24 protein-coding genes are annotated in these 25368 nt (G+C 72.4%); 11 read left to right on the top strand and 13 right to left on the bottom strand.

What is annotated here, in order from left to right:
- The first annotated feature begins 12 nt into the window (after positions 1-12).
- Genes OG975_RS39575 through OG975_RS39560 form a run of 4 tightly spaced genes read left to right on the top strand, consistent with a single transcriptional unit; the run spans position 13 to position 3352 of the window.
- Positions 13-672 (top strand): DedA family protein, encoded by a 660-nt coding sequence (locus OG975_RS39575; RefSeq protein ID WP_406334354.1) that lies wholly within the window; start codon positions 13-15, stop codon positions 670-672.
- Positions 669-1307: a phosphatase PAP2 family protein gene (locus OG975_RS39570; protein ID WP_406334352.1), complete on the top strand. Its 639-nt coding sequence runs from the start codon at positions 669-671 to the stop codon at positions 1305-1307. The genes OG975_RS39575 and OG975_RS39570 overlap by 4 nt, the downstream gene beginning before the upstream one ends.
- A 9-nt stretch (positions 1308-1316) precedes the next feature.
- Positions 1317-1979, top strand: coding sequence for a response regulator transcription factor (locus OG975_RS39565; protein WP_406334350.1), 663 nt, complete (start codon positions 1317-1319; stop codon positions 1977-1979).
- The gene (locus OG975_RS39560) at positions 1976-3352 is read left to right on the top strand and encodes a sensor histidine kinase (protein WP_406334348.1); all 1377 of its coding nucleotides are present in this window, start codon (positions 1976-1978) and stop codon (positions 3350-3352) included. Before OG975_RS39565 ends, OG975_RS39560 begins: the two co-directional genes overlap by 4 nt.
- Here OG975_RS39560 and OG975_RS39555 read toward each other — a convergent pair.
- The 3 genes from OG975_RS39555 to OG975_RS39545 form a co-directional block, all read right to left on the bottom strand.
- On the bottom strand, positions 3333-4163 hold the full coding sequence (locus OG975_RS39555) for a hypothetical protein (protein WP_406334346.1): 831 nt from the start codon (positions 4161-4163) through the stop codon (positions 3333-3335). The two genes, OG975_RS39560 and OG975_RS39555, sit on opposite strands and share 20 nt — an antisense overlap.
- Before the next feature lie 114 nt (positions 4164-4277).
- Entirely contained in the window at positions 4278-5249 is a 972-nt protein-coding gene (locus OG975_RS39550; RefSeq protein WP_406334344.1) for a lysylphosphatidylglycerol synthase domain-containing protein, read from the bottom strand.
- A complete protein-coding gene (locus OG975_RS39545; RefSeq protein WP_406334342.1) occupies positions 5246-6748 on the bottom strand; it encodes a hypothetical protein in 1503 nt (500 codons plus the stop codon). The genes OG975_RS39550 and OG975_RS39545 overlap by 4 nt, the downstream gene beginning before the upstream one ends.
- A gap of 179 nt (positions 6749-6927) precedes the next feature.
- Here OG975_RS39545 and OG975_RS39540 point away from each other — a divergent pair, with 179 nt between their 5' ends.
- Together OG975_RS39540 and OG975_RS39535 are read left to right on the top strand one after the other, a co-directional pair.
- On the top strand, positions 6928-7311 hold the full coding sequence (locus OG975_RS39540) for a BlaI/MecI/CopY family transcriptional regulator (protein WP_327433217.1): 384 nt from the start codon (positions 6928-6930) through the stop codon (positions 7309-7311).
- Complete coding sequence (locus tag OG975_RS39535) at positions 7308-8207, top strand: M48 family metalloprotease (protein ID WP_406334340.1); 900 nt, start codon at positions 7308-7310, stop codon at positions 8205-8207. Before OG975_RS39540 ends, OG975_RS39535 begins: the two co-directional genes overlap by 4 nt.
- A gap of 7 nt (positions 8208-8214) precedes the next feature.
- On the opposite strand, the gene OG975_RS39530 is transcribed toward OG975_RS39535, so the two are convergent.
- Positions 8215-9072 (bottom strand): hypothetical protein, encoded by an 858-nt coding sequence (locus OG975_RS39530; RefSeq protein WP_406334338.1) that lies wholly within the window; start codon positions 9070-9072, stop codon positions 8215-8217.
- 150 nt (positions 9073-9222) lie between these two features.
- Between OG975_RS39530 and OG975_RS39525 the strand changes: the two genes are divergently transcribed.
- Positions 9223-9843, top strand: coding sequence for a TetR/AcrR family transcriptional regulator (locus OG975_RS39525; protein ID WP_406334336.1), 621 nt, complete (start codon positions 9223-9225; stop codon positions 9841-9843).
- A gap of 118 nt (positions 9844-9961) precedes the next feature.
- Here the strand turns inward: OG975_RS39525 and OG975_RS39520 are convergent, their stop codons facing one another.
- Both OG975_RS39520 and OG975_RS39515 read right to left on the bottom strand, forming a co-directional pair.
- Positions 9962-10594: a GPP34 family phosphoprotein gene (locus OG975_RS39520; protein ID WP_406334334.1), complete on the bottom strand. Its 633-nt coding sequence runs from the start codon at positions 10592-10594 to the stop codon at positions 9962-9964.
- A gap of 289 nt (positions 10595-10883) precedes the next feature.
- Positions 10884-11186: a muconolactone Delta-isomerase family protein gene (locus OG975_RS39515; RefSeq protein WP_406334332.1), complete on the bottom strand. Its 303-nt coding sequence runs from the start codon at positions 11184-11186 to the stop codon at positions 10884-10886.
- Between the two features lie 171 nt (positions 11187-11357).
- Here OG975_RS39515 and OG975_RS39510 point away from each other — a divergent pair, with 171 nt between their 5' ends.
- From OG975_RS39510 to OG975_RS39500, 3 genes are all read left to right on the top strand, one after another.
- Positions 11358-12284 carry a LysR family transcriptional regulator gene (locus tag OG975_RS39510; protein ID WP_406334330.1) on the top strand — a complete coding sequence of 309 codons (927 nt, stop codon included), beginning with the start codon at positions 11358-11360 and terminating at the stop codon, positions 12282-12284.
- A 195-nt stretch (positions 12285-12479) separates the two neighbouring features.
- Entirely contained in the window at positions 12480-13193 is a 714-nt protein-coding gene (locus tag OG975_RS39505; protein WP_327433210.1) for an SDR family oxidoreductase, read from the top strand.
- A gap of 26 nt (positions 13194-13219) precedes the next feature.
- On the top strand, positions 13220-13591 hold the full coding sequence (locus OG975_RS39500) for a YybH family protein (protein WP_406334327.1): 372 nt from the start codon (positions 13220-13222) through the stop codon (positions 13589-13591).
- A gap of 44 nt (positions 13592-13635) precedes the next feature.
- Here OG975_RS39500 and OG975_RS39495 read toward each other — a convergent pair whose 3' ends face one another.
- The 3 genes from OG975_RS39495 to OG975_RS39485 form a co-directional block, all read right to left on the bottom strand.
- The gene (locus OG975_RS39495; RefSeq protein WP_406334325.1) at positions 13636-15231 is read right to left on the bottom strand and encodes a hypothetical protein; all 1596 of its coding nucleotides are present in this window, start codon (positions 15229-15231) and stop codon (positions 13636-13638) included.
- A gap of 100 nt (positions 15232-15331) precedes the next feature.
- Positions 15332-16918 (bottom strand): protein kinase domain-containing protein, encoded by a 1587-nt coding sequence (locus tag OG975_RS39490; protein ID WP_406334323.1) that lies wholly within the window; start codon positions 16916-16918, stop codon positions 15332-15334.
- Entirely contained in the window at positions 16915-18672 is a 1758-nt protein-coding gene (locus OG975_RS39485) for an FHA domain-containing protein (protein WP_406334321.1), read from the bottom strand. The genes OG975_RS39490 and OG975_RS39485 overlap by 4 nt, the downstream gene beginning before the upstream one ends.
- Positions 18673-18761: 89 nt before the next feature.
- On the opposite strand from OG975_RS39485, the gene OG975_RS39480 reads away from it, so the two are divergent.
- Positions 18762-20069: a hypothetical protein gene (locus OG975_RS39480; protein ID WP_406334319.1), complete on the top strand. Its 1308-nt coding sequence runs from the start codon at positions 18762-18764 to the stop codon at positions 20067-20069.
- Between the two features lie 359 nt (positions 20070-20428).
- Here OG975_RS39480 and OG975_RS39475 read toward each other — a convergent pair whose 3' ends face one another.
- The 4 genes from OG975_RS39475 to OG975_RS39460 form a co-directional block, all read right to left on the bottom strand.
- The gene (locus tag OG975_RS39475) at positions 20429-20974 is read right to left on the bottom strand and encodes an O-acetyl-ADP-ribose deacetylase (protein WP_406334317.1); all 546 of its coding nucleotides are present in this window, start codon (positions 20972-20974) and stop codon (positions 20429-20431) included.
- Complete coding sequence (locus OG975_RS39470; protein WP_406334315.1) at positions 20971-22380, bottom strand: phytoene desaturase family protein; 1410 nt, start codon at positions 22378-22380, stop codon at positions 20971-20973. The genes OG975_RS39475 and OG975_RS39470 overlap by 4 nt, the downstream gene beginning before the upstream one ends.
- Before the next feature lie 162 nt (positions 22381-22542).
- Positions 22543-23388, bottom strand: a complete 846-nt coding sequence (locus tag OG975_RS39465) for an inositol monophosphatase family protein (protein WP_406334313.1) — start codon at positions 23386-23388, stop codon at positions 22543-22545.
- An 87-nt stretch (positions 23389-23475) separates the two neighbouring features.
- On the bottom strand, positions 23476-25302 hold the full coding sequence (locus tag OG975_RS39460) for a gamma-glutamyltransferase family protein (protein ID WP_406334311.1): 1827 nt from the start codon (positions 25300-25302) through the stop codon (positions 23476-23478).
- Positions 25303-25368: the final 66 nt, after the last annotated feature.

Here is a 25368-nt window from a genome sequence, read left to right as displayed (position 1 = left end):
ATGGCCGCATCCATGTTCGCAGCGTCACAGCTCGCCGTGAATGTTCTCAGCGCGCAGTCCCTGCTCGCCGCCTTCGGTGTGCTGGGCGTCGGTGTCGTGATGTTCGCGGAGACCGGCCTGCTGATCGGCTTCTTCCTGCCGGGTGACTCCCTGCTGTTCACGGCGGGCCTGCTGTGCACCGGGTCCGGTCACGGCGGCCTGAAGCTGTCCCTTGGCCCGCTCCTGGTCGCCGCCGCGGTGGGCGCGCTGGCCGGCTCGCAGTGCGGTTACCTGCTCGGACGGAAGGCCGGCGGCGCCCTGCTCGCGCGCAGCGGCTCGCCCCGGCTGCACGCGGGGGCCCAGCGCGCCGAAGAGCTGCTGGAGCGCTACGGCCATGCGAAGGCGATCGTGCTGGCCCGCTTCGTCCCCGTGGTGCGTACGGTCCTGAACCCCATGGCGGGCGCGCTGCACGTGCCCGTGCGGACCTTCACCCTCTGGCAGGTGATCGGCGGACTCGTCTGGAGCCTTGGCCTCACACTCGGCGGATACGCACTGGGCTCCTCGATCCCGAACGTCGACCGGTATCTGCTCCCGATGATCGCCCTGATCGTCGTCGTGTCCCTGCTCCCGCTCGCCGCCGAGCTCTACCGCTCCCGCCGGGCCACCGCCGCGGAGAAGGGGGTCCAGGGATGATCCTCGCGTTCGACGGCTCCTCGATCGACGGCTCCGCCTACACGTATGTGGTGGACCTCGCCCAGGACTCCCCCTCGTGGCTGGACAGCCTGGTGTCCGCCTGGTCGACGTACGGGCTCGGGCTGTTCGCCGTGTTCATGCTCCTGGGCTGGTGGCAGGCGCGGCGGGTGAGCGCCGGGGCCGCGCTGAGCGCGCTCGCCGTGCCGGTGGTCGTGGTCGTGGCGTACGCGGTGAACTCGGTGTTCAAGATGCTGGTGCGCGAGGACCGGCCCTGTCAGAGCCTGCGGGTGAAGACGCTGGAGGCGTGTCCGGCGCCGGGCGACTGGTCGTTCCCGAGCAATCACGCGGTCATCGCCGCCGCGGCCGCCGTCGCCCTGCTCTTCGTCTCCCGCCGCCTCGGCACCGTCGCGATGGTGGCCGCCTGCGCGATGGCCGTGTCGCGCGTCTGGGTGGGCGTGCACTACCCGCACGATGTGGTGGCCGGGGTCCTGGTCGGCACGCTGATCGCGATGCTGCTGACGGCGGCGCTGCGGCGGGTCCCCGAGACGCTGGCGCACCGCCTCACGGGATCGCGGCTGAGGCCCCTGCTGGTCGCGCCACAACTCGCCGAGGCAACGCCGTACGAGAAAAGGTGAGGGAGGGGCATGCGGCACCGGATCCTGGTCGTCGAGGACGATCACGCCCTGCGTGACGTCCTGTTGCGCGGACTGCGGGACGAGGATTTCGACACCGTGCCCGCGCAGGACGGCGCGACCGCGCTGCGGCTGGCCGGGGACGACGTCGACGCGGCCGTGCTCGACGTCGGGCTGCCCGACGCGGACGGGCGCGATGTGTGCCAGGCGCTCCGGGCGGGCGGCTTCCTCTCCCCCGTCATCTTCCTGACGGCCCATCACCACCTCACGGACCGGCTGGCGGGCTTCTCGGCCGGAGGCGACGACTATCTGCCCAAGCCGTTCCATCTCACCGAGCTGGCCGCCCGGCTGCGGGCGGCCCTCAAGCGCACCGGCTCCGTCCCGACCGCGACGACCGGTGATCTGATCCTGGATCCGGTCGGGCACAGCCTGACCGTCCAGGGCACCCGGGTCGGCCTGACTCCCACCGAGTTCCGGCTGCTGGCGGCGCTCATGGCGGCGTCCGGGGACATCGTGCGCAGACGGGAGCTGATCAGGGCGGGCTGGCCCGAGGGCGCCCAGGTCAGTGACAACACGCTCGACCAGTATCTGACCCGGCTGCGCCGCAAGCTCCGGGACAGCGGCAGCGAGCTGACCGTGACCACCGCGCGCGGTATCGGGCACCGCCTGTCATGAGGGCGTTCGTCTCCCGGTCGTGGCCGCGCACCCTGCGGGGCCGGCTCTCCCTGGTCGCGCTGACCACCGCCACGCTGCTGATGGTGATCCTCACCGTCGCGTTCAACACCGTCGTCCAGCGCCACCTTCAGCACCAGGCGGACGACGAACTGCGTACGCGGGGCGCCGCCGTCGCCGCGACCATCGATGCCAGCGGTCCCAAGGTGCGGGTGCTGGAGACGCCGGGCGAGGAACTCCTCGACACGAACGTATGGATCTACGCGGGCGACCGGCTCCTCGAAAAGCCCCCGTCCGCCACCGCCACCGGCCCGCTGACCCGCGCCGCCGACCAGCTGGCCGCGCGCACGGGCCCGCACTGCGTCACCGCTCACGCCCACGGCGCGGTCCGGCTGTGCTCACGGCCGGTGCCCGGCGACCAGGGCGCCGCGACCGTCGTCACCGCGCTGGACCTGTCCCCCTACCGCAGCTCGGCCGAGGCCCTGCTCCTCGCGTCGCTCGCGCTCGACGCCGTCATGCTGGCCTGTACGTACGCGCTGACGCGCCTGGCGGTGGGGCGCGCGCTGCGTCCCGTGCGCACCATGACCGAGCACGCCACCCAGTGGAGCGCCATAGCCTCCGAGGAACGCTTCGGGAGCGTGGCCCGGCCCACCGAACTCGCCCAGCTGGGCGGATCGCTGGACGCGCTCCTGGACCGTATCCGCGCGTTGCTGCGGCACGAGCAGCAGCTCACCCGGGAGCTGTCGCACGAGCTGCGCAATCCGCTCGCCCGGATCATCGCCGAGCTCGACTGGTGGCAGGCCCGACCCCGTTCCGCCGCCGACACCCGGACCACGCACGAGGCCATCGCCGACGCCGCCCAGTCCATGCGCACGATCTGCGACACGCTGCTGGACGAAGCCCGCGACAGCGCGGCCTCCGCCCCTGGCACGACCGACGTGCTGCCTGTGCTGAGACGGCTCGCGGACCGCGCGGCGAAGACGGAGAAGGCGGAGAAGGTGAAGGTGAAGGTCGTCGTCACCGGGCGGGACAGCGCACTGTCGGCCGGGGTGCCGGACGCCCTCCTGGAGCGCATCGTCAGCCCCCTGCTCGACAACGCGCTGCGGCACGCGCACACCCGGGTGGAGATCCGGGCCCGCGCCCACCCGGGCGGCGTAAGCGTCGAGGTCAAGGACGACGGTTCCGGAGTACCCGCGTCGTTTACGGCGGAGCTCTTCCAGCCGGGGCGCCGCGCCGATCCCGGGGACGGACACGGCGGAGCGGGCCTCGGGCTGCCGCTCGCGCGACGCCTGGCCCGCTCCGCCGGCGGCGAGGTGCACCACGACGAGCGGCACACCTCGGGCGCGACGTTCGTGGTCAGCCTTCCCGCGGGGTGAGCCGGTCGGCGTCGGTGACGTCCCGGCGGGTCACCGAGAGGTACACGACCAGGCCGAGGATGACCGAGAGGAACAGCACGCTGGTGATCACGGTGCCGAAGCCCAGGCCGCCGTCGCCGGTCGGCTGCGACAGGTAGTCGCCGACGGAGGCGCCCAGCGGCCGGGTGAGGATGTACGCGATCCAGAAGCTGAGTACGGCGTTCAGGCCGAGCGCGAAGTGCGCGACGGCGACCGCGGCGATGGCGAGGCCGAACAGGACGGCGGACACCCAGTAGCCGAGAGCCATCTTCTCGGCGACGAGGTCACCGGCCGCGGTGCCCAGCGCGAAGGTGAACAGCACCGCCAGCCAGTAGTAGGCCTCGCGGGCGGTCGTGTCGATGCTGTGGATCGACAGGGTCCGCTCACGGCGGTACCAGACGAAGAAGACCACGGCGAGGGCGACGGCGAACACGGCGGTGCTGGTCTCCAGCGGCACGCCCAGGTTGTCGGTGAGGTTGTCACTGATCAGCGTGCCGACGACGCTGATCAGGGCCACGGCGAGCCAGTAGACGCCGGCCTTGTAGACCTTCGTACGGAACTGGACGACGAGGACCACCACCAGCAGCGCGCTCATCAGCAGCGACACGCCGGTCAGGCCCATGTTCAGCTTCTCGTTCAGAAGGTCCGCCGCGGTCTCGCCGACCGTCGTGCACAGCACCTTGATGATCCAGAAGAACGCGGTGACCTCGGGAACCTTGTTCCAGCGCAGGCGGTGGCCGGGGGCGGCCTCGGTGCGGAGATACGCCCCGGACGTCTCAGAAGTCTCAGTCATGAGGCCCGACCCTGGCAGCCGGAGTCTGAACACATCCTGACTGCGTGCGGGATCACTCCTGGCGTACGGCTGGGCACGCTTACCGCCTCGAACTCACCTGATCCGTACGGTCCTTCACAGCACCCGGCGGCGCACCAGCACTCCCAGCGCCAGCAGCCCCGGGAGCAGCGGGAGCCACACGGTCAGCAGCCGGTAGCCGAGAACCGCCGTCGCCGCCGCGCTGCCCGGTGCTCCGGCGAGGGTGAGGGCCAGGGCGAGTGCGGCGTCCAGGGAGCCGAAGCCGCCGGGGGTGGGCAGCAGCACGGCGGCACTGCTCGCGGCGAGGTAGGCCAGTGCCACCTGGGCCGGGGGCAGCGGCAGGTCGATGGCCTGGGTGACGGCGATGACCACGGCGGCGTGCAGCGAGGCGAAGGCGAGCGAGCCGCCCCACAACGCGGCCGCCCGCGCGGGAACTTCGTGTACGGCCCGGACATCCGCCAGCACGGCCCGCAGCGCGCGCCGCAGCGGCCCGGACACGAGGACCACGGCGGTGGCGGCCACCGCGACCGTCACCGCCCATGCCGTCGCGGAGACGTGCGGGAAGCGGAGCGCGCCGGGACAGGCCGGCGCGAGCGCGGCGATCAGACAGCCTCGCACCACGGTCCCGGCGGTGGCCTTGACCGCGAGCGCGGTCGCCGACCGGGTGACGGGCAGCCCGCACCGGGTCAGAAAGCGCAGGTTGACGGCGCCCGCCCCGATACCGGCGGGCAGCACGTGGTTGGCGGCGGAGGCCGCGAACTGCACCGCGACCAGACGCCCGGTGGGCAACGGCCGGGCCACCGCGCCCTGCTGGGCGAGCGCCGAACACGCCCAGGTCGCCACGGTGGCGGCGGCCGCCACCAGCAGCCAGCCGCGGTCGGCGACGGCGAGCCGGCCCGCTCCGGTCTCGATCACCGGCCAGTGACGCCGGGCGAGATACACCGCGCACAGCACCACCACGAGCGTGACTCCGGCGGGCCAGGAGAGCCGTCGGCCGGCTGACACCGGGCCGCTGGTGGACGCGGGACTGTCGACGGCTGTCGAAGGGGCGCCGGACGGAAGGCTCATACCGTTCCGCCTCCGGCCCCTGGGGCGACGTAGACACGCAGGTCACCGGCGCGGTGCGAGGCCCAGTCGCGGGCGTACGCGGGCGGGCGTCCTGCCGGGGTGGTGACCACGGCGACCGGTTCGCGCTGTGCGGCCCGCACGATGTCCGACGGGGTGGTGTTGGCGTTGTGGCCGCTGGTCGCGACGGAGGAGCAGCCGGCGTAGAAGGCGATCGGTACGGCTTGATGGCCGGTCAGCAGACAGGGCGGCCGTATGCCGAGCCGGTGCAGTTCGGCCGCCGTGCTCGCCCAGCCCCGGTGGGAGACGGTGGTGCGCTGCACGGTGGCCTGAAGCACCGCGAACTGCACTGCCAGATGCCCGGCGACGCCGAGCGCCACCAAGGTCACGGCCACCGGGCGCCAGGCCCGGCTCGTGGTGGTGACCAGGTGGACGAGGGCGTCGGCGACGGGGATCGCGAGGAGGGCGTAGACCGGGAGGAGGAAGCGCGGGGCGGAGTATCCGATCATGAACAGATAGGGGGTGCCCGCCGTCGTGGCGCAGGCCAGGAGCAGCAGCGTGCCCGCCGTGCGCCGGGCCTTGACGGCGACCACGAGTCCGAGGACGGCGAGCAGCGGCAGCGCGAACCACCACACCATCACCACCGGGTTCGGCATCGCCCCGGTGCAGGGGCGGCACAGCGCGCGTCCGCCCAGGCTGCGCATCTGGTCGCCGACGGCTATGTTCCAGCCCAGCCCGCCCTGGATGCGGGAGCCGTCGGCGAGCCGTTGACCGAGGCCGCCGTAGCCAACGTACGCCTCTACGATCCACTCGCCCGCTCCGGCCACCAGGCCCGCGACGAGTGCGAGAAGCAGTCGTGGCCGGCGCCATCGGCGAACAGCCACGACGAGGACGAGGAGGGGCAGCGTCGCCCAGATCGCGTCGGTGGGCCGCATCCACGCCATCAGGGCGGTGCTCAGGCCCGCTCCCCACAGTGCCGCCCGGTCGAAGCGGTCCGCCTGGGCGCGCAGAAAGCAGCCGACGCCGGCCAGGGCGCCGATCGCGACCCAGTAGTTGGGCATGGCCTGCGGGCCGTAGAACAGGGTCACCCACAGCGTCGCGAACAGGGCGCCCGCCGACGCCAGCACGCGTATCGGGAACAGCCCCCGCCAGACGCGCAGCGCCAGGAACAGGCCGAGTCCGGACAGCAGGGCGAGGTAGACCCGCAGCAGCGTGGTGGACGACGACCAGGAGGCGATCGGCGCGACGAGCAGCGGGACGCCGCGGGCGCGCGGTGCGCTGAAGAACGCGGCGGGGGCGTGCGGGCTGACCTGGCTGACGTACACGGTCTCGTCCCAGCCGAGGCCCATTCCGGGGCGTACGAGAACGAGTTGGGCCAGGGTGAAGGCGGCCGCGACCAGGACCAGCCAGCGCTCGCCGCCGGGACGTCTCGACCCACGGGCAGCCAGGGGCGGGCCGTGGCGCCTGGCGCCGACGAGCGGGACGTTCAAGGTCCTGGCCATCGTCCACCCTTCAGCCCTACAAGATGTAGGGTCTCCCTCACCCTACAAGACGTAGGGTGAGGGCGGGAGCCGGGAAAACACCGCCAAATTAGCGCGTACCGGCCACCGGTGCAGGCCGGGAAGGCCATCCGGATGTCCGCACCGGTCCGCGTGCCCCTACGCGCTGTAAGGTGACGGACATGGCTGGCACAGGCCCCCACGGCAGAGCGGAACGGCGCAGCGCGGGCGAGTTGGAGAGCGAAGTCCTCGCCGCCCTGTGGGCCACCGACGACGCACTGACGCCCGCCGAGATCCAGGCCGAGATCGGCGGCGGTCTCGCCTACAACACCGTGCACACCATCCTCAAGCGCCTGTACGACAAGGGTCTGGTCCTGCGTGACGTGGACGGACGGCGCGGCGCATACCGGCCCGCCAAGAACGCGGCGGAGCTGACCGCCGAGGCCATGCACGAGGCACTCGACCGCGGACCCGACCCGATCGCGGCCCTCCAGCAGTTCGTCACCGGGCTGAGCCCCCAGGAGGAAGAGGCCCTGCGCGACCTCCTCGGGGGGAACGGGCCATGAGGATCGACGTCTACGTTCCGATCGTCCTGTCGCTGCTGCTCCCCGCGGTCGCACCGCAGGTGGGCAGGCGGGTGTCGCCCGCGCTGGCGGCCCGCGTCCTCACCGTCGCCGGCGTCCTGACCGCGGCCGCTTCCACCTGGGCGCTGTTCCTGCTCTCCGCCACACTGATCAACCGGGCCCCCTCGGTGGCCGCGGAGGCCAGCGAGGAAGGCCGCGCACTGCCCGAGCCCGTCCCGGAGACCATCGCCGTCGTGGCGGTCGCCGCCCTCGGCGTGATCGCCTTCCGGCTCTTCCATGCGGTACGAGCGCACTACGCGACCCGCCGGATCCTGCTCCGGCTGTGCGAAGGGCACCCGCCGGACAGCGAACTCATCGTCGCCGCCTCCTCGACGCCGCACGCCTTCGCGATTCCCGGGACGCCGGGCCGGATCCTGGTCACGGCCGCGATGCTCGGCGCGCTGGAGCCCGCGGAGCGGCGCGTCCTGCTGGCCCACGAGCGCGCTCATCTCGCCCACCGGCACTCGGCGCTGTCCACCGCCGTCGCCCTGGCGGCCGCGGCCAACCCGCTGCTCGTGCCGGTGCGCACCACCGTCACGTTCCTGCTGGAGCGCTGGGCCGACGAGGTGGCCGCGGGCAGCGTCGGCGACCGCCGCACCACCGCGCGCGCCCTCGCCCGCGCCGCCCTCATCTCCCAGCGCGCCCGCACGGGCTGCGCCCTGCACTTCTCCGAGCATGCCGTCACCCGCCGGATCGCGGCGCTGCAGACGGCTCCGCCGCCCGACCTGTGGCCCATCGGGGCGGCCGTCCTCGCCCTGGGCGCGCTGCCCGCGCTCGGCGCGGTCGACGCCACCGGCGACCTGCTGCGACTGCTGGCCGAGACACTGCCCGGCTGGTAGTCACCCGTTACGACCGCCGCTCCTTGACGTGGGCGTAGCCCATGAGGCCGACGAGGATCGCGAGGAGCACGGCCGAGGAGCCCGGCGTACCGAGGTCGAGACCACCCTTGGCGACGGGCTTGGTCAGGAAGTCACCCGCCGTGGCGCCGAGGGGGCGGGTGAGCACGAAGGCGAACCAGAACAGCAGGACATTCGGCACGACCGGCACACGCGTCAGCGCGAGGAGCACCGCGAGCACGCCGCCCACCAGCAGCGCGCCGCCCGCGTAACCGAGTCCGGAACTGTCGGACAGGAAGTCGCCCATGGAGGTGCCGAGCGTGTTCGACACGAGGATCGCCGCCCAGAAGAGGGCCTCGCCCCGGAAGGTCACGATGTCGCGGATGACGAACGTCTGCCCGGTCATCCGCCAGACGGCGAAGATGACGATCAGCAGCGAGATCAGGATCGCGGCACCCGCGGGGTACCCGAGCCCGAGGCCCTGCGGCCCCCAGCCGAGCGAAGTGGCGCCGCCCGAGAGGTACTTGGCGCTGGCGTCACGGTTCATGAAGTCGGACATCGTGGTGCCGGCCATGCTGGTCGACAGGATCACGGTCCAGTAGAAGAACGGGTTGTACCGGCGTGACCTGAGCTGCACGACCAGCGTGATCACGAAGATCAGGAACAGCAGGATGGTGGTGAGGAAGTAGCCCAGCTTGAGGGTCTGGGCGAAGAGGTCGCCCGCCGTCTCGCCGAGTGTCGTCGCGGCGATCTTCATGACCCAGAAGGCCAGGGTCACCTCCGGCAGCTTCTTCATCACATAGGTGCCGGGATCGGCGACCCTCGGACCGGTGACGCTGGGATCGGTGACGAGTTCCGACTTGTCCAATGTTCAATTCTCCTGCGTGGGGGGTGGCTCAGCAGTGCGCATGCCTCGACGGCATGATGATCAACGTGGCAGTCACACCCTGAACGCATCCTGAACACGCGGGCCTATCAGTCCATATGGGTGATAGACGACCGGTCGTACACTTGCCCCATGGGACGGACCAGCGACGCCAGGGAGAAGATCCTCAGCGCCGCGCAGTCGCTCATCGAGCTGCGCGGCTACTCGGCCTTGGGCGTGGCCGAGATCTGCAAGACCGCAGGCGTACCCAAGGGCAGCTTCTACTACTTCTTCGCCTCCAAGGAAGCTCTCGCCCTGGCCGTGATCGACGAGCACTGGGCCGGCCAGCGGCGCACCTGGACACGCATCCTGAACAGCGGCGAGGAACCACTGCAACGGCTGCGCCTGCTGTTCGAGGAGACGGAGGCAGGCCAGCGCGCCGGCCAGCAGGGCTGCGGCACCGTCTCGGGCTGCCTGTTCGGGAACCTCACCCTGGAGTTGAGCAACCACACCGAGGCCATCCGCGCACGGCTTCAGGAGATCTTCGACGCGCAGGTCGAGCTGGTCGACTCGGTCATCGCCGAGGCCCTTGAGCGCGAGGAGATCACCGCGACCGACACCCGGGAGGCCGCACGGGCGGTGGTCGCCCAGCTGGAGGGCCAGGTGTTGTTCGCCAAGCTCTACAACAGCACCCATCGACTCGGCCCCCTGTGGGCGAACTGCCTGGCCCTGCTCGGCGCTCGCGCGCCACGGGAGGCCGTGGCCGGCGTCTGACGGCTGACGGCTGACGGCTGACGGCTCCGGGCCGTGCCATGACCGCGCGGGCTCGGGACGATCACCCGGGGGCCCGCCGCTGCGGGCGAAGGCATCGCGTCGACATGACTGATGCGCCTCACTGGCCTCGCCAGATGTTGTCGAAGGCCGCCTCTTCGACGCTTCGCCGTTGCCGTACGCCTTCCAGTTCCGTCACGGCGTGATGAACGGCGGCCAGTACGGTCACGACCGCGTCGTCGGCGAGGTTCGCGGGCTCTTCGGTCGGCTCGGTCGGCTCGGTCGGCTCGGTCGGCTCATGGTGGATGCCCACGGCGGCCGCGAAGCCTGCGAGGACGGGCTCGCCCGACGTCCAGCGGTCGGCGGCGTGGCGACGGGCCGGCGAGTCGACCAGAGTCGTGGGGCCGGTCCGGACGGGAATCCAGCGGCGGCGTCGCCGGGTGACGTGTCCTTCCGCGTGCAGGACGGCGCGGTAGGCCGCGGAAAGGCCGCGGCCCCGCCGCCACAGCCAGTCCTCGACGGACTCGTACGGCCTCTGCCGGGTGAGCGACGACACGGCCTCGTCCAGCAGGGGGTCATCCATGGTCCAGTGCGCGCCGGGCACGATGCGGTCGCCGTCCAGGGTGAGGGCTTGGGCGTCGAGGAGGTCGACCAGTTCGGCTCCCGCGAGAGCCAGCGAGAGGTCGCCCGGATCGACAGGACGGCTGGACTCGACATCCATGGTGACGATCAACAGGTCCTGCGGTGTGGTCATGACGGGCTCCACGTCTGAGGCGTCGGTGACGAGTCGGGGTCGTCGGCGGCACGTCACTCCGGGGACCGGAACCGCGAACGGCCGGCCGACCGCGGCTCGGCTCCGTCAGGCACCGCGCCCGCCCGCGTCCGCCCGTGTCCGGGACGGTTTCCGCAGGCGCGGACTGTCGTACCGGGGCGGTGTCTCGCACTACCACCATGTCGCGCGGGAAGCCGATACGCAGCACGGCGGCGTCCGTGGAGCGCAGGTGCGCCCCCGCGGCGAGGGCGGGGAACGGAAACGCGTGCCGTCACTGCGTGGCGTCGGTCCGGCCCGGGTCGTTGGGATGGGGCTCCAGTGCGGTGACGGTGAGAGTCATCCACGGGCGCAGCGGGAGCGTGCCGAGCACCTTCTCGTGGAGCTCCTCCTCGTCGGCGGCCCGCCAGATGCCGACGCTGCGCAGCTCACCGACCGGGCGCCAGAGCCGCGCCAGGTTGCCGGTGCCCGCCAGTTCCCCGGCGCGGACGGCTTCGGCCGCGCGCCGCCGGTCGACCTCGTCCTGGCTGGTGCCCTCGGGGACGGTGGTGGTGATCTCGACCAGGAACTCTCGCATGGTCCCGCTCCGCTCGATGGGGCGTCCGGCGGGGACCGGAGCGCCGCTGGTGGTGATCGTTGACCGTCTCAGGCCGCCGGGCTTCCCTTTACTCATCGTCCGCCCGCACCACGGGCACCGCCACGACCGGCTTCCTCCCTGCTGGAAGGCGTGGCCTCGCACCGACGTAGCATGACGGGCGTGGAGCTGCGCCAACTGCGGTACTTCGTCGCCGTCGCCGAGGAACTGAACTTCGGCCGGGCCGCGGAGCGCCTGCTCATCGCGGGCCCCTCCCTGTCCCAGCAGATCAAGGCACTGGAACGCGACTTCGGCGTACGGCTGTTCGACCGCGACCGCCGTTCGGTCTCCCTCACCCCGGCCGGTGCGGCCCTGCTCCCGCACACCCGCGCCCTGCTCGAACGGGCGGACGACCTCCAGCGGCGTGCCGGTCGGCTGTCCGGGTCGGAACCGGTACGGCTCGGCTACGTCAACTGGCTCCCGCCGGACCTGACCGCGCGCACCGCCGCGGTGGCCCAACTCCACATCGACGCCTGGATCGCCCCCTCGCACACGCAGGCCGCCCGGGTCGCCGGCGGCGGCCTGGACCTCGCGGTGTGCTGGGTGCGGACCGAGGACCTGGAGCGAAGCGGCCTGCACGCCCGGCTCATCGGCGCCGACCGGCTCTACGCCGTTGCCACCGGCGACGACACGAGCGACGTGCCCGCCCGGGACACGGTCGTCCTCCTCGACGACGACACCACCTCCTGGTCGTCCTGGAACGTCTACGGGGAGCTGCTGGCCCAGGACACCGGGGCCCGAGCGGTACGCATCTCGGACGGCGGCATCACCGGACCCGCGTTCTTCGACCACGTCCGCCGCAGCGACCGCCCGGTCGTCAACTCCCCCAAGGGCCAGGCCACTCCCCTGCCGCACGACCTGGTCCGACGCCCGGTCGTCGCACCAGAGATCTACTGGACCTGGTCCCTGGTCTGGCGCGAGGGCGAGGACCGCCCCGCGGTGCTCGCCGTGATCGACGCCCTCTGCACCGGCGTGGGCGACCTCGGGATCCACGCCCCGGACGCCTGGCTGCCCGAGGGCGATCCGCACCGGTCCCGCTGACCTGCGCCTGACCTGCGCTGGAAGGCCGCGCCTCCCAGCAGGGAGGAAAGCGGTCCTGGGCTGGGCCCTTCCGACCTTTGACTTCGTCTCGCCGGGCGACTTACGTTCCATTTAGTCGACCGGTCGGCTAGTAACGAGGAGCCGGTCGGGAAACCCCACTCCCACTCCCACTCGTTCATCCCGGAGAAGATCATCATGAGCTCTCAGGACCAGAAGGTCGCCGTCATCACCGGCGCCTCGCAGGGCATCGGCGCGGGCCTCGTCGACGCCTACCGCAAGCTCGGCCACGCCGTCGTCGCCATCTCGCGCACGATCGAACCCTCCGACGACGCGGGCATCCTGACCGTCCAGGGTGACATCGCCGACCCCGCCACCGCCGAACGCGCCGTCGCCGCCGGCATCGAGCGATTCGGCCGTATCGACACCCTGGTCAACAACGCGGGCGTCTTCGTCGCCAAGCCCTTCACCGACTACACCCAGGACGACTACGCCGCCGTGACCGGTGTGAACCTCGCCGGCTTCTTCCGCATCACCCAGCTGGCCATCGAGCACATGCTCGCCCATGGTGACGGCCATATCGTCAACGTCACCACCAGCCTGGTCGACAACGCCAACTCCAACGTCCCCTCCGTGCTTGCCTCGTTGACCAAGGGCGGACTGCAGTCCGCCACCAAGTCCCTCGCCATCGAGTACGCCACGCGCGGCATCCGCAGCAACGCCGTCTCACCCGGCACCATCAAGACGCCCATGCACCCCGAGGAGACCCATGAGGCCCTCGCCGCCCTGCATCCGGTCGGCCGGATGGGCGAGCCGAGCGACATCGTCGACGCGGTGATCTACCTGGAGAACGCCCCGTTCGTCACCGGCGAGATCCTCCACGTCGACGGTGGCATGAGCGCCGGCCACTGAAGACACACGCCGAGAGGAGAACCCCGATGAACAGAACGACAGACAGTGAGGCGATCCTGCGTGACGTCCTCGACCGGTGGAAGGCCGCCGTCGACGGGCACGAACCGCAGCAGGTCGCCGCCCAGTTCACCGAAGACGCGATCTTCCAGGGACTGCACCCCTACAGCGTCGGAAGGCCGGGCATCGCCGCCTACTACGACTCCCAGCCCCTCGGAATGACGGCCACGTATCGGATTCTCGAGACCAGGCGCCCCGCCGACGACCTCGTACTGGGCTATCTGGACGTCGACTTCGCCTTCACCGACCGGCCCACCCTCGGCGTCAGCCTCGGCGTACTGGTGTCACACCTGGAGGACGGCTGGTACATCAGCCACTACCAGGTCTCGAAGCTCGGCTAGCGGGACGCGCGGTCCCCACCGTCGTGGAAGGGTTCACCCACGTCTCAGGGGCAGGAGTACCTGAAGCTGCCTTCCGCCTCGATCGGAGCGCTTCCGCTGTCCGAGCCACTCCGATGCAGGACCTGGAGGCGGGCGGTCCCCTGGAAGCTGCCGGAGCCGCGGACGGTCCAGCGCAGGTGAACGGTGAGGCTCCGGTCGCCACGGCGGGCCGTGTGGATCAGCTCACCGGAGTCGTGACCGTCGCTGCGCAGCCAGCGGTAGGTCACCGGACCTCGGCGACCGTCGGTGGTCATGACGCCGATGACGTCGGCGGTCTGGCCGCAGTGCAACTGCCGGGTGGGCGCCTGGACTTCGGCGGCCGTGACAGTCGGTCCGGCGGTCGGGCGCAGCAGCAACAGCCAGACCACGACGGCGAGGGCTGTCAGGACCACGGTCGCCCCGAACCAGGCGCGCCGTCGTCGTCGCTCACGGGCCGGTGCCGGGGCGGCGGCCCGCCACAGGGCGCGGAGCGTCTCCTGCTCGTCGGCAGGGACGCCGGGGCCGAAGCGCAGCAGGATGTCGCCGTCCCCGTCTCCTTCCGTGGCTGGTGCGCGCATCGCGTCGGGGGTGCGGTTTCGCTTGCCCAGGACGGTGGCCTGCTCGTTGTCTCCTTCCATGGCTGGTGCGCGAAACGCGTCGGGGGTGCGGATTCGCTTGCCCAGGACGGTGGCCTGCTCGTCCGGGGCGGCGGGGCGTGAGTCACGGTCGGCCCGCCCCGGGACCGTGAGCTGTGTGTCCGGCACGGCGGGGAATCCGGCATGGTCGTCCCGCCCCGGGACCGCGGTGTCAGGGTCCGGGGCGGTGGGTGCTTCGCCGGCCGTATCCCCCACGGCGGGCGGCGCGTCCCGCGTCACCGGCGGAGTGAGGTCCGCGGACGCGGCGGCTGCCGCCGCGCGGAGCGCGGTGCGCCGCAGGAAGTCCGCGGGGAGGACCGCGCGCCCGGCGACAAGAACCGCGCGGGCGGCGACGAGGCCGTCGGACTCGGCGGTGGCGGCGCAGCGGGCGAACAGGTCGGCCTCCGGAGTACCGGCCGCCGCCCAGGCGTCGCCCAGTGTCCGGGCGACAGCCGCCCAGGCAGCGAGGTCGGCGCGCTGGGCGGATGCCGTGGGCATGTCGTCGCCCAGCGCGATGCCCAGCGCCGACTCGGCGAGCAGGGCGGTGCCGTCCGGGGCGAGCACGACGTTGTCCACGGTGAGCGAACCGTGGGCAAGTCGGGCCCCGTGCAGGGCGAGCAGCGTCTGGGCGGTCTCGTTGAGGACGCTCGCCACGCTGCCCGCGTCCGGTCGGGGGCCGTCGGCGGCCAGAAGGTCCGCGAGCGTGGGAACCGGCGGCCGCGCGGTGATCAGCCACACCTCCCCGGCCTCCGCCACGAGATCGACCGTGGCCGGTACACCGGGCAGCCGGAGCCTGCCCACGGCGAGCACCGCGCTCGCCAGCCGCTCACGTGCTCCCTCCGGCATCAGCAGCGCACGGTCGATCCGCAACGCGCCGAGCGGCGGTGCGTCGGCGGACTCCGGGCACAGGGCGTACCAGGTGCCCCAGCGGGTGTCACGTGACCAGCCGGAAAGAGGACGCCCGGCGACCACGGCGGCTGTCGTCATGTCGACCCGCTCTCCTCGATGTGTCGATGTGTCGATGTGCTCTCCTCGATGTACGGCATCGGCGCCATGTACGGCACAGGCGCCTCGACGTCGTCGCCGTTCAGCACGGCGGCGCGTCCACGGAAGCCGTCTGTGTCCCGTCCGCGGCCTGGGGACTGCTCGTGAGAGCGACGATCCACGTACCCCTGCACGGGTGGTTCGAGAAGTCGGCCTCGAAGCTCACCGCGTACTGCGTGCTGCCCGACAGCGTCCGGGTCTGGGAACCGTAGGGATCGGCGGGCGTGTTGACGTAGAAGTCCGCCGTCAGCGTCAGGGGTCCGGTGCCGGTCGTCCGGACGGTGACGTCGGCGATCAGCGTGCCGGGGTTCTGCCCGCGGCTCCAGGAGCCGATGGTGACCGTGACCGTTCCCGGGGTCGGCGCGGCCGAGGTTCCGGTCGTCGGGGACGTCGATACGACGGGCGGTGTGACGCTCGTCGACGGGGTGTCCGACGTCTCCCCGGGCGACGGGCCCGCTGAGGGGGTACCGGACGGTGATCCGTCGGCCGAGGACGGGGTCGCCCCGGGCGAGGCGGACAGTGAAGCGGAGGGGGATGAGAGGGCGGACGGGGTCGTACCGGAGGATCCCGTCGGTGTGGAACTGGCCGCGGTCGTCGTCGTGTCGTGCGGGCCGGCTGTCGCGGCGGTCACCGCGCCGGCGACCACGGCGAGCGCGGCAGCCCCGGCAGCCGCCTTCCAGCCGCCGCGCTTCAGCCGGCCCAGTACGGTCAGCGCGCGCGAGGCCTCATAGACGGCCGGTGTGATGGCGAACGGGAACAACAGGGCTGCCAGGGCGGCGAGTTCAGCGAGCCGACGGCGTCCGCGCTCCTCCCAGTCGGCGCCGTACCCCTCGGTGGCGGCCCGTTCGAGATCGGCGAGGAACGCCTCGATTCCGGACCGGTCCGCCGGGTCCTTGGCCATGCCCCTGCGCAGCAGGCCACGGACCGGATCGGGCACGTCGTCCAGCGCCACGGGTGCCCTCAGGTGCTGCAGGCGCAGGGCCGTCACATCGTCACCGGCGAACGGCCGCCGACCGGTCAGGCATTCGAAGAACACCGCCGCCGCCGCGTACACGTCGCCCGCCGGTGCCGCGGGCTCACCGCGCCACTGCTCGGGCGCCATATAGGCGGGCGTGCCCGCGGCCTCCGTCTCACGGCCGGCCCGTACGGCGATCCCGAAGTCGGCGAGCGCACTCGAACCGTCGGCACGCACCAGCACGTTCTCCGGCTTGTAGTCGCGGTGGACCACTCCCGCCGTATGGGCCGCACCGAGCCCCAGCAGCGAACCCTTGAGCAGGACCAGGGCGGCCTCCGGACCGGTCGCCCCCCGCGCGCGCAGCAGTTCACGGAGGCTGACTCCGTTCACCGCCTCCATCACGATCGCGGCACCCCGGCGCGCCTCGACATACTCGTACAGCCGTACGACACACGGGTGCCGCAGATCGCCCAGCAGCCGCGCCTCGGCCCGGAAGCGGGCCAGGAACTCCTGGTCGTCACGGAGACGGTCACTCAGGTACTTGACGGCGACGGGTACGCCCGTCGCCCCGTGCCGGGCCAGTACGACGCGGCCGCCGGCGCCCTCGCCGAGCGTCCGTACGGCAAGGTAGCCGGGCACGGCCCACTCGCCGGCGCCGTCCGCACCTCCCGTCATGCCACCCCCTCCACGGCCGCGCCGGTGGGCACGGACGCCGGACCGCCGCCGGCCTCGCGCCGCCGCTTCACCAGGCGTATCAGCCAGCGCGCCGGTGCGGCCCACACCGGGAACGCCACCAGGCCGACCACGACCGCCACGATCACGGCATCCCACGGCGCGGACACCCGTCCGTGCAACAGGTCCCCCATCCGGGAACGCCAGGCCAGCAGGGCAAGTACCAGGAAGCCGTACGTACCGGCGACGACCGCGAGACCGTAGGCGGCCATTCCCGTCTGGCGCGGTCCGGGCCGGCGGCCCGCCCGCAGGTCCTGCCAGAGCCCCTTGCGGAAGTACGCGCTCGCCTCCTCACGCAGCCGTGGCACCCGCAGCGCGTCGGTCAGCGCCTGATAACCGTCCAGCGGCATCAGGGGATTGAAGTTGTAGAGCGTGTTCAGGTACAGACCGAAAGCCAGGTGGAACAGCACGGCCGAGGCCGGACCGGCCGGGAGGTAGGCGGCGCCCACCGCGCACCAGCCGGCCAGCGCCGCTGTCGAGACCGGTCCCGACAGCGCCACCACGACACGCGACCAGCGGGAGCCGAACCACATGTCGCTCGTGTCCACGAACGCGAAGGGCATCCCCATCATGAGCAGGAACCCGCCGCGCCGGACCTTGCGGCCGTACGACTTCACGGCCAGCGCGTGCGTCAGCTCATGCACCATCAGGGCCGAGACATACCCCGCGGCCAGCGTCACCGGGCCCCAGACGCCGGCTCCGCCGAAGTCGAGCAGGTGCTGCCGTCGCTGCGCCGTGAAGAACGAGACGAGACCACCGACGACCGACAGCCAGACGAGCGTCACCCCGGTCCTGGTGAAGAACCGCCAGCCGAACGCGCTGTACAGGCGGGTCACGACGCCGTCGAGGCCCGGTACGGACACCTCCAGTTTCAGCAGGGCCCGGTAGAGCGCACGCCCGGCCCGCCGCCAGCCCTTGGTCTGCTCCTCCCCGGGACGGCCGGGCAGGCCGCGCAGCAGTCCCGCGTCCGCGAACGCCGCCAGCGCGGCCTCGATCCGCGGCAACGCGAGCTCACCGAAGCGGTCCGCGTAGGCGAACAGCAGATCCCGTACGGTGTTCTCGCCGTCGACGGCGTTCCAGAGGAACACCTCGCGCTCGTCCAGCCGCAGATAGACGCCTGTCCGCGTGTTGTTCAGCACCCAGCCCGGTTCACCGCGCTCCGTGGGTACTTGCTTGAGCGCCCACCCCGAGCGGCGGCGTGGCCGCGCGGTGAGTGGCCCGGTCGCCTCCGGCACCTCCTCCTGGAGGGCGGTGGGCAGTTGGGTCAGCTGGGTGCCGACGACCATGGTGCGTGAGCCGACCCGGGCATCGCGGGGCTGCTCGAACACCAGGCGGACATCACCGACGGACAGGTGGGCGCCGTCGGCGAGGTGCGCCGAGCCTCCGTGCAGGTCGACTCCGCCGACCGCCGTGCCGTTGAACGAGTCCAGGTCCTCGATCCGGAAGCCTGCCTCGGTGCGGACGATCCGGGCATGCCGACGCGACACGCTGCCGTCGGAGAGGACGACGTCGTTGTCCGCGTCCCGGCCCAGCGTCGTCACCGGACCGGTCAGCGGTACGAGCAGTGCGGGATCGCCGACGCCGCGCAGCTGGGGCGCGGCGAACGACGTCGGCGCCGCACCACGGCGGAGCGTGCCGCAGTGCAGGCAGTAAGGGAAGTCGCGCCGTACGTGAACGCGACAGACATGGCACAGCATCCGGCTCAGCCCGCTCCGGAACCACTGGTGAACGTGCCGTCGGAGAAGCCACCGCCGGGTGCGGCGGTGCCGGGTCCGGAAGGCGACAGATGCGTACTGATGCCGCCCGCTCCGGGGGCGGTCACGCCGCCGCGGATGCTCTCGGAACCGCCGAGGACACCCCCGCGGCCGCCGCCTTCACCACCACCGGGCTCGCCACCGCCACCGGGGCGCCGGCCGGTGTTCTCCTGGCTGCCGCCGCCGTCTCCTTCACCACCACCGCCGCCGGGCTCACCACCGCCGCCGGGCCGACGGCCGGTGTTCTCCTGGCTGCCGCCGCCTCCGCCGTCTCCTTCGCCGCCACCACCGCCACCGCCGGAGGGACCGCCACCGTGTCCGGAGCCTTCCTCGCCACCACCGCCGCCGCCTTCGCCGCCACCGCCGCCGTGGCCGCCGCCTTCACCACCACCGCCGCCTTCACCACCGCCGCCTCCGCCGCCCTCTCCTCCACCGCCGCCTTCACCACCGCCACCGCCGCCACCGCCGCCTTCGCCACCACCGGGTCGCCGGCCGGTGTTCTCCTGGTCGCCGCCGCCCCCGCTGCCGCCGTCGCCGCCGCCTCCTTCGCCGCCTCCGCCCTCACCACCGCCGTCTCCGCCTTCGCCTTCGCCGCGCTCATAGATGCCGCCATGGCCGAACTCACCGACGTCGCCTCCGCCGTGACCACCGCCGAAGCCGCCCTCGCTCCCGTCGTGCCCCCCGAAGCCACCGAAGCCGCCGAAGTTCCCCTCCGACCCGCCGCCCCCACCGTCGCCGAAGCCGCCGAAGCCACCTTCAGAGCCACCGCCGGAACCCCCGAAACTCCCGAAGCCGCCTTCGCCCCCACCGAAGCCGCCCAGGCCGCCTTCACTTCCGCCGAACCCGTCCGCGCCCCCGGCGCCGAAGCCGTCTTCACCACCGCTGAAGCCACCCGCGCCTTCGCCGCCGAAGCCCCCGAAGTCACCGAATCCGCCCGCACCGGCGGGGTCGCCCAGCAGGCCATCTCCGCTGCCCAGGGCCGCATTGTCGAGCTGCCCGCCGATCAGACTGACGGAGTCGGACGCACCGCGGTCAAAGGCGCCAGTCCCGTTCCGATAGTCGCCCGGGTCGGCCTCACCCACGTGCGGCGCCGTGGCGTCGCCGGCGCCGGCATCGTGCGCCCCGTGCTCGACCGGCGCGTGGTCCACGGGCGTGTGGTCGACGGGCGCGTGCTCGGCGGACACGTCGTGGTGCGCCAGCGCGTGTGCCGCACCGCCGAAGAAGAGGGACGACTTGGACAGCCTCGCGTCGAGCGTGCCCGGCCCCTCGGCGGTGCCGGATTCGACACGAAGCCGACGGAGCTCGGCGACCTGCTCGGGCGTCAGGCCAAGTCTTCGTGAGATGTCGTCGGTGTCGCCGTCGAGTTGGGCCCTGAAGGCCGGGTCGACAGCAAGGCGGGTCATGGCATCGCGAAAGGCGTCGTCGGTCATGTCCTCATGTCTCCGTCGGTCTGCGCGTGTTGCTGCTGATCCCGGCGGAGCTGGGGACCCCCCTGGTCGGTGGCAAACTGCCATTTCCGGCCATCCCCACCGAAGCATGCAGGATGGTTATAGGGGCGACACCCTGACCTGCGCAAGGCCTGGAGTGGCGCACCCTTGCTGGACAAGGCGTTGGCGCGCACCGGCCCTCGCGGCGGGCGCAGGGAACGCTCGGCGAGGCATCACGGCACAAGAGAGCGGCCAAGACCGGCCAGTCGAGGTCAGCCGACCTGCGCGGCGAACGCCTCGTACGCCCGCTCGTCGAAGAGGACGAATCTGACCACCTCGACCGACGTTCCCGTCGCCCGCACCGTCTCCACGGCGATTCGGGCCGCGTCCTCCATCGGCCACCCGTAGATACCTGCGGAGACAGCCGGGAACGCGACGGTACGGGCGCCGAGCTCGTCGGCGATCCGCAGTGACTCCCGGTAGCAGGAGGCCAGCAGCTCCGAACGGTCCTCCTCGTGGGAGTACCGCGGGCCGACGGTGTGGATCACCCAGCGCGCGTCCAGCTCGCCCGCGGTGGTGGCGACCGCCTGGCCGGTGCGCAGGCCCTTGCCGATGGGGGTCCCCCCGCTCGAGCGAAGCCGAGAGTGGGGGAGGGAAGCACGCAGTTTGCGGCACTCGGCGAGGATGGCGGGGCCGCCCCGGCGGTGGATGGCTCCGTCGACTCCGCCGCCGCCGAGCAGCGAGGAGTTCGCCGCGTTGACGATGGCGTCGACGCTCTGGCGGGTGATGTCGCCCTGGACCAGCGTGATCGTGGTCATGGCTGCCTCAGCCTCCTCCAGACGGCCTTCGCCGCGTTGTGCCCCGACATGCCGTGCACGCCGGGCCCCGGCGGGGTGGCCGAGGAGCAGAGGAAGACGGCCGGGTGCGGGGTGCTGTACGGGGACAGGGACAGCTTGGGGCGCAGCAGGAGCTGAAGCCCGGAGGCTGCGCCGCAGGCGATGTCACCGCCCACATAGTTGGCGTTGCGGGCGGCGAGCTCGGGCGGCCCCGCGGTCGCGCGGGCCAGTACGCGGTCGCGGAAGCCCGGCGCGAAGCGCTCCAGCTGCCGCTCGATGGCGTCCGTGAGGTCCCCGGTCCAGCCGTTCGGAACATGCCCGTACACCCAGAAGACCTGCTTGCCGTCGGGCGCCCGGGAAGGGTCCACGACGCTGGGCTGCACGGTGATCAGGAAGGGCACGTCGGGCGCCCGGCCCTCGCGGGAGGCCGCCCGCAGCGCGGTGTCGATCTCCGCGCTGCTGGCACCGACCTGCACGGTCCCGGCGGTGCGGGCCTCCTTGGCGGTCCAGGGCACGGGGCCGTCCAGCGCGTAGTCGATCTTGAAGACGCTCGCCCCGTAGCGGTAGCGCTCGTAGTACCGCCCGAAGCCCGCGATCCGGGCCAGTGCGGTGGGTGAGGTGTCGAAGACGTACGCGCGCGCGGGCGGCAGGTCGTCCAGGCGCTTGACCTTGTAATCGGTGTGGACGGTGCCGCCGAGGTCCTTGAGGTACGCGGTGAGCGCGTCGGAGATGGACTGGGAGCCACCGCGCGCGACCGGCCAGCCGCCGGCGTGCGCGGCCAGGGCGAAGACGAGGCCGACGGCGCCGGTGGCGATCCCGTCGAGCGGGGCGATGACGTGCGCCACGAGCCCGGCGAACAGGGCCTTGGCGCGCTCGTCGCGGAAGCGGCGCGTCAGCCACGTCGACGGCGGCAGACCGACGAGGCCGAAGCGGGCGAGGGTGACCGGGTCGCGGGGCAGTGCCGTCAGCGGCAGCGACATGAAATCGTGGGCCAGCGTGTCCCACTTGGGCAGGAAGGGCGCGACCAGTCGTCGGTACGCACCGGCGTCGCGTGGGCCGAACGAGGCTGCCGTCTCCGCCACCGACCGCGAGAGCACCGCCGCCGTGCCGTCGGGGAACGGGTGCGCCATGGGCAGCTCGGCGTGCAGCCACTGAAGGCCGTACCGCTCCAGGGGCATCGCCTTGAACGCCGGCGAGTTCACGCCCAGCGGATGCGCCGCCGAGCACGGGTCGTGCCGGAAACCGGGCAGTGTGAGCTCTTCGGTGCGCGCTCCCCCGCCCACGGTGTCCCGCGCCTCGAACACGGCCACGGAGAAGCCCCGGCGGGCCAGCTCCACGGCAGCGGTCAGTCCGTTGGGCCCCGCACCCACCACGACCACATCGAGCATCGACGGCACCTTCGGACTCCTTTGTCAGCCGATGGCCTCTGAGGATCAGGATATGCCGGAGGACTGACAGCCTTGGCGGCGCGGGCGGTTGGGAACGCGGGAGGCCGGTGATCCGCCGGGCTGGGTAGCGGGTCGAGCCCGGTGGCGCGCCGGGCTCGGTGATCAGGCTCCGGCCGCCAGCAGCGCCACCACCCGGCGGGCCGTGGCCTCGTCCCGGGCCGCCGTGAACGGCAGCGCGTTGCCCCCGGTGATGCGGAAGGGCTCCCCCGTGAGGGTAAGATGCGCGCCGCCCGCCTCCTCGACCAGCAGCAGACCCGCGGCGTGGTCCCAGGCGGCCTCCCAGGAGAAGGCGACGCCGTCCAGCTCGCCGCGGGCGATGGCCAGATATTCCAGGCCGGCCGAGCCGCACGCGCGCGGGGCGACGCCCTCGACGCGCAGGCCCAGGAGCGCGCGCTTCTGCTCGTCCGTGGTGTAGTCCGGGTGGGACGTGGCGATGTCCAGGTCGCGGCCGGGCTCGGGCGAGCCGGAGCGCAGGGGAACGCCGTCGAGCACGGCGCCCCGGCCGCGTATCGCGGTGGCGAACTCGTCGCGCGCGGGAGCGAACGTCCACGAGGCGCGCACGACGCCGTCCACCGCGAGCGCGACCAGCGTGCAGAATCCGGGGTCGCCGTGCACAAACTGCCTGGTCCCGTCGACAGGGTCGACGATCCAGACCGGCGCCGCGCCACGGATCGCGTCGTACGTCGCCGGATCGGCGTGCACCGCCTCCTCACCGACGACGACCGAGCCGGGCAGCAGCGCGGTGAGGGCCTCGGTGAGGTACTCCTCGGCCTTGCGGTCGGCGTCCGTCACCAGGTCGTGCGGGCCGGACTTCTGGTCGATCTCGTGCGCGGCGAGCTGCCTGAAGCGCGGCATGATCTCGGCGGCGGCCGCCTTGCGTACTGCTACTTCGACGTCCGACGTGCGGTGGGCGAGAAACTCGTCGATGGTTTCGATGTCTTCGATCATGGCTCCATGACAGCACGCGCCACTGACAATCCTCACCCGCCCGGTGCACTCCGGATGGAATCGCGATGAATTCGGGGGGTTCGGTGATCAGCGTCCGACCGCGTACCCCTGCATCCCGCGCGGGTTCGCCGCCGCCGACAGCACCCCCGTCCGCGGGTCCCGCGCGACCGCGCACAGCCGGCCCTCGGACCAGGCCTCGTCGACCAGGACGTCATGGCCTCGGCGGCGCAGCTCCTCTACGACCGCCTCGTCCATGCGGGACTCGACGGTGAGGCTACCCGGGCGCATGCCGCGCGGGTAGAAGGAGCCGGGGAAGCTGTCGTTGTGCCAGTTCGGGGCGTCGATCGCGCCCTGGAGGTCGAGGCCGCCGCGCACCTCGGAGCGGAGCGCGACCGACAGGAAGAAGTGCGTCTGCCACTGGTCCTGCTGGTCGCCGCCCGGGGTGCCGAACGCCATGACCGGCACCCCGTCGCGCAGCGCGAGCGAGGGGGTCAGCGTGGTGCGCGGACGGCGGCCCGGCGTCAGGGAATTGGGCAGTCCCTCCTCCAGCCAGGCCATCTGGAGCCGGGTGCCGAGGGGGAAGCCCAGCTCGGGCACGACCGGGTTGGACTGCAGCCAGCCGCCGCTGGGGGTGGCGGCGACCATGTTGCCCCACCGGTCGACGACGTCGAGGTGGCAGGTGTCGCCCCGGGTTCCGCCGTCCGGTGCCACCCCTGGTTCCGTGGCCGCCCGGGCCACGGTGGGTTCGCCCGCGCCGGGTACCGCCAGCGCGTCGAAGCCGGGCTCCCCGTCCGCCACCACGCGCGCGTGCCCGCTCAGCCGCGGGGTGCGCCCTCCGGGGCTGCCGGGGCACAGCTCGTACGACGCCTTGTCGCCGACGAGGGCGCGCCGGGCGGCGTTGTACGGCTCGGACAGCAGTTCGTCGAGCGGCACCTCGGCCGCGTCCCCGTACCAGGCCTCGCGGTCGGCCATGGCGAGCTTGCAGCCCTCGACGAGGAGGTGGACGTAGTCGGCGGAGCCGTAGCGCGGCAGCTCGGGCGGCAGCAGGGCCAGCTGCTGCAGGAGGACCGGGCCCTGGCTCCAGGGGCCCGCCTTGCACAGGGTCCAGCCCCGCCAGTCGTACGTCGCCGGGGCCTCGTAGGTCGCGGACCAGTCGGCGAGGTCGGCGGCCGTCAGCGTGCCGGTGTGGCGCTCGCCGCTGGTGTCCATGGTGGGCCGCTCGGCCTGGCGTACCAGGGCCTCGGCGATGAAGCCGGAGCGCCAGACCCTCCGCGCGGCCTCGATCTGAGCCACCCGGTCCGTCTCCGCGGAGACCTCGGCGAGCAGCCGCCGCCAGGTCGCGGCGAGGGCGGGATTGCGGAACAGTTCGCCGGGTCTCGGGGCCCTGCCCCCGCCCGGCAGATACACCTCCGCCGACGAGGTCCACTCCGTCTCGAACAGCTCGCGCACGGTCTCGACCGTCTCGCCGACGCGCTCCACGGGCGCGTGGCCGTCCTCGGCGTACCCGATGGCGTACGTGAGGACGTCGGCGAGCGACTTGGTTCCGTGGTCGCGCAGCAGGAGCATCCAGGCGTCGAACGCGCCCGGTACGGCGGCGGCGAGCGGCCCGGTACCGGGTACGAGATCCAAACCGAGTCCCTTGTAGTGGTCGATCGTCGCTCCTGCGGGCGCGACACCCTGCCCGCACAGCACCCGCACGTCGCCGCCCGCCGGGGCGAGGATGATCGGGACCTCGCCCGCGGGTCCGTTGAGGTGCGGCTCGACGACGTGCAGGACGAAACCGGCGGCGACGGCGGCGTCGTACGCGTTGCCGCCGCCCTCCAGGACGGCCATCGCCGACTGCGAGGCGAGCCAGTGCGTGGAGGACACCATGCCGAAGGTGCCCTGAAGCGTGGGTCGAGTGGTGAAGTACATCTCTCACCTCGGTGTTTGCGTGCGTAGGCCGGTCCGGACAGTCCTCCGGATCCGCCGTGGGGAGAA

Source organism: Streptomyces sp. NBC_00203, from assembly GCF_045206325.1.
Lineage (GTDB): Bacteria > Actinomycetota > Actinomycetes > Streptomycetales > Streptomycetaceae > Streptomyces > Streptomyces lutosisoli.
This window is presented reverse-complemented; position numbering and strand designations above follow the sequence as displayed.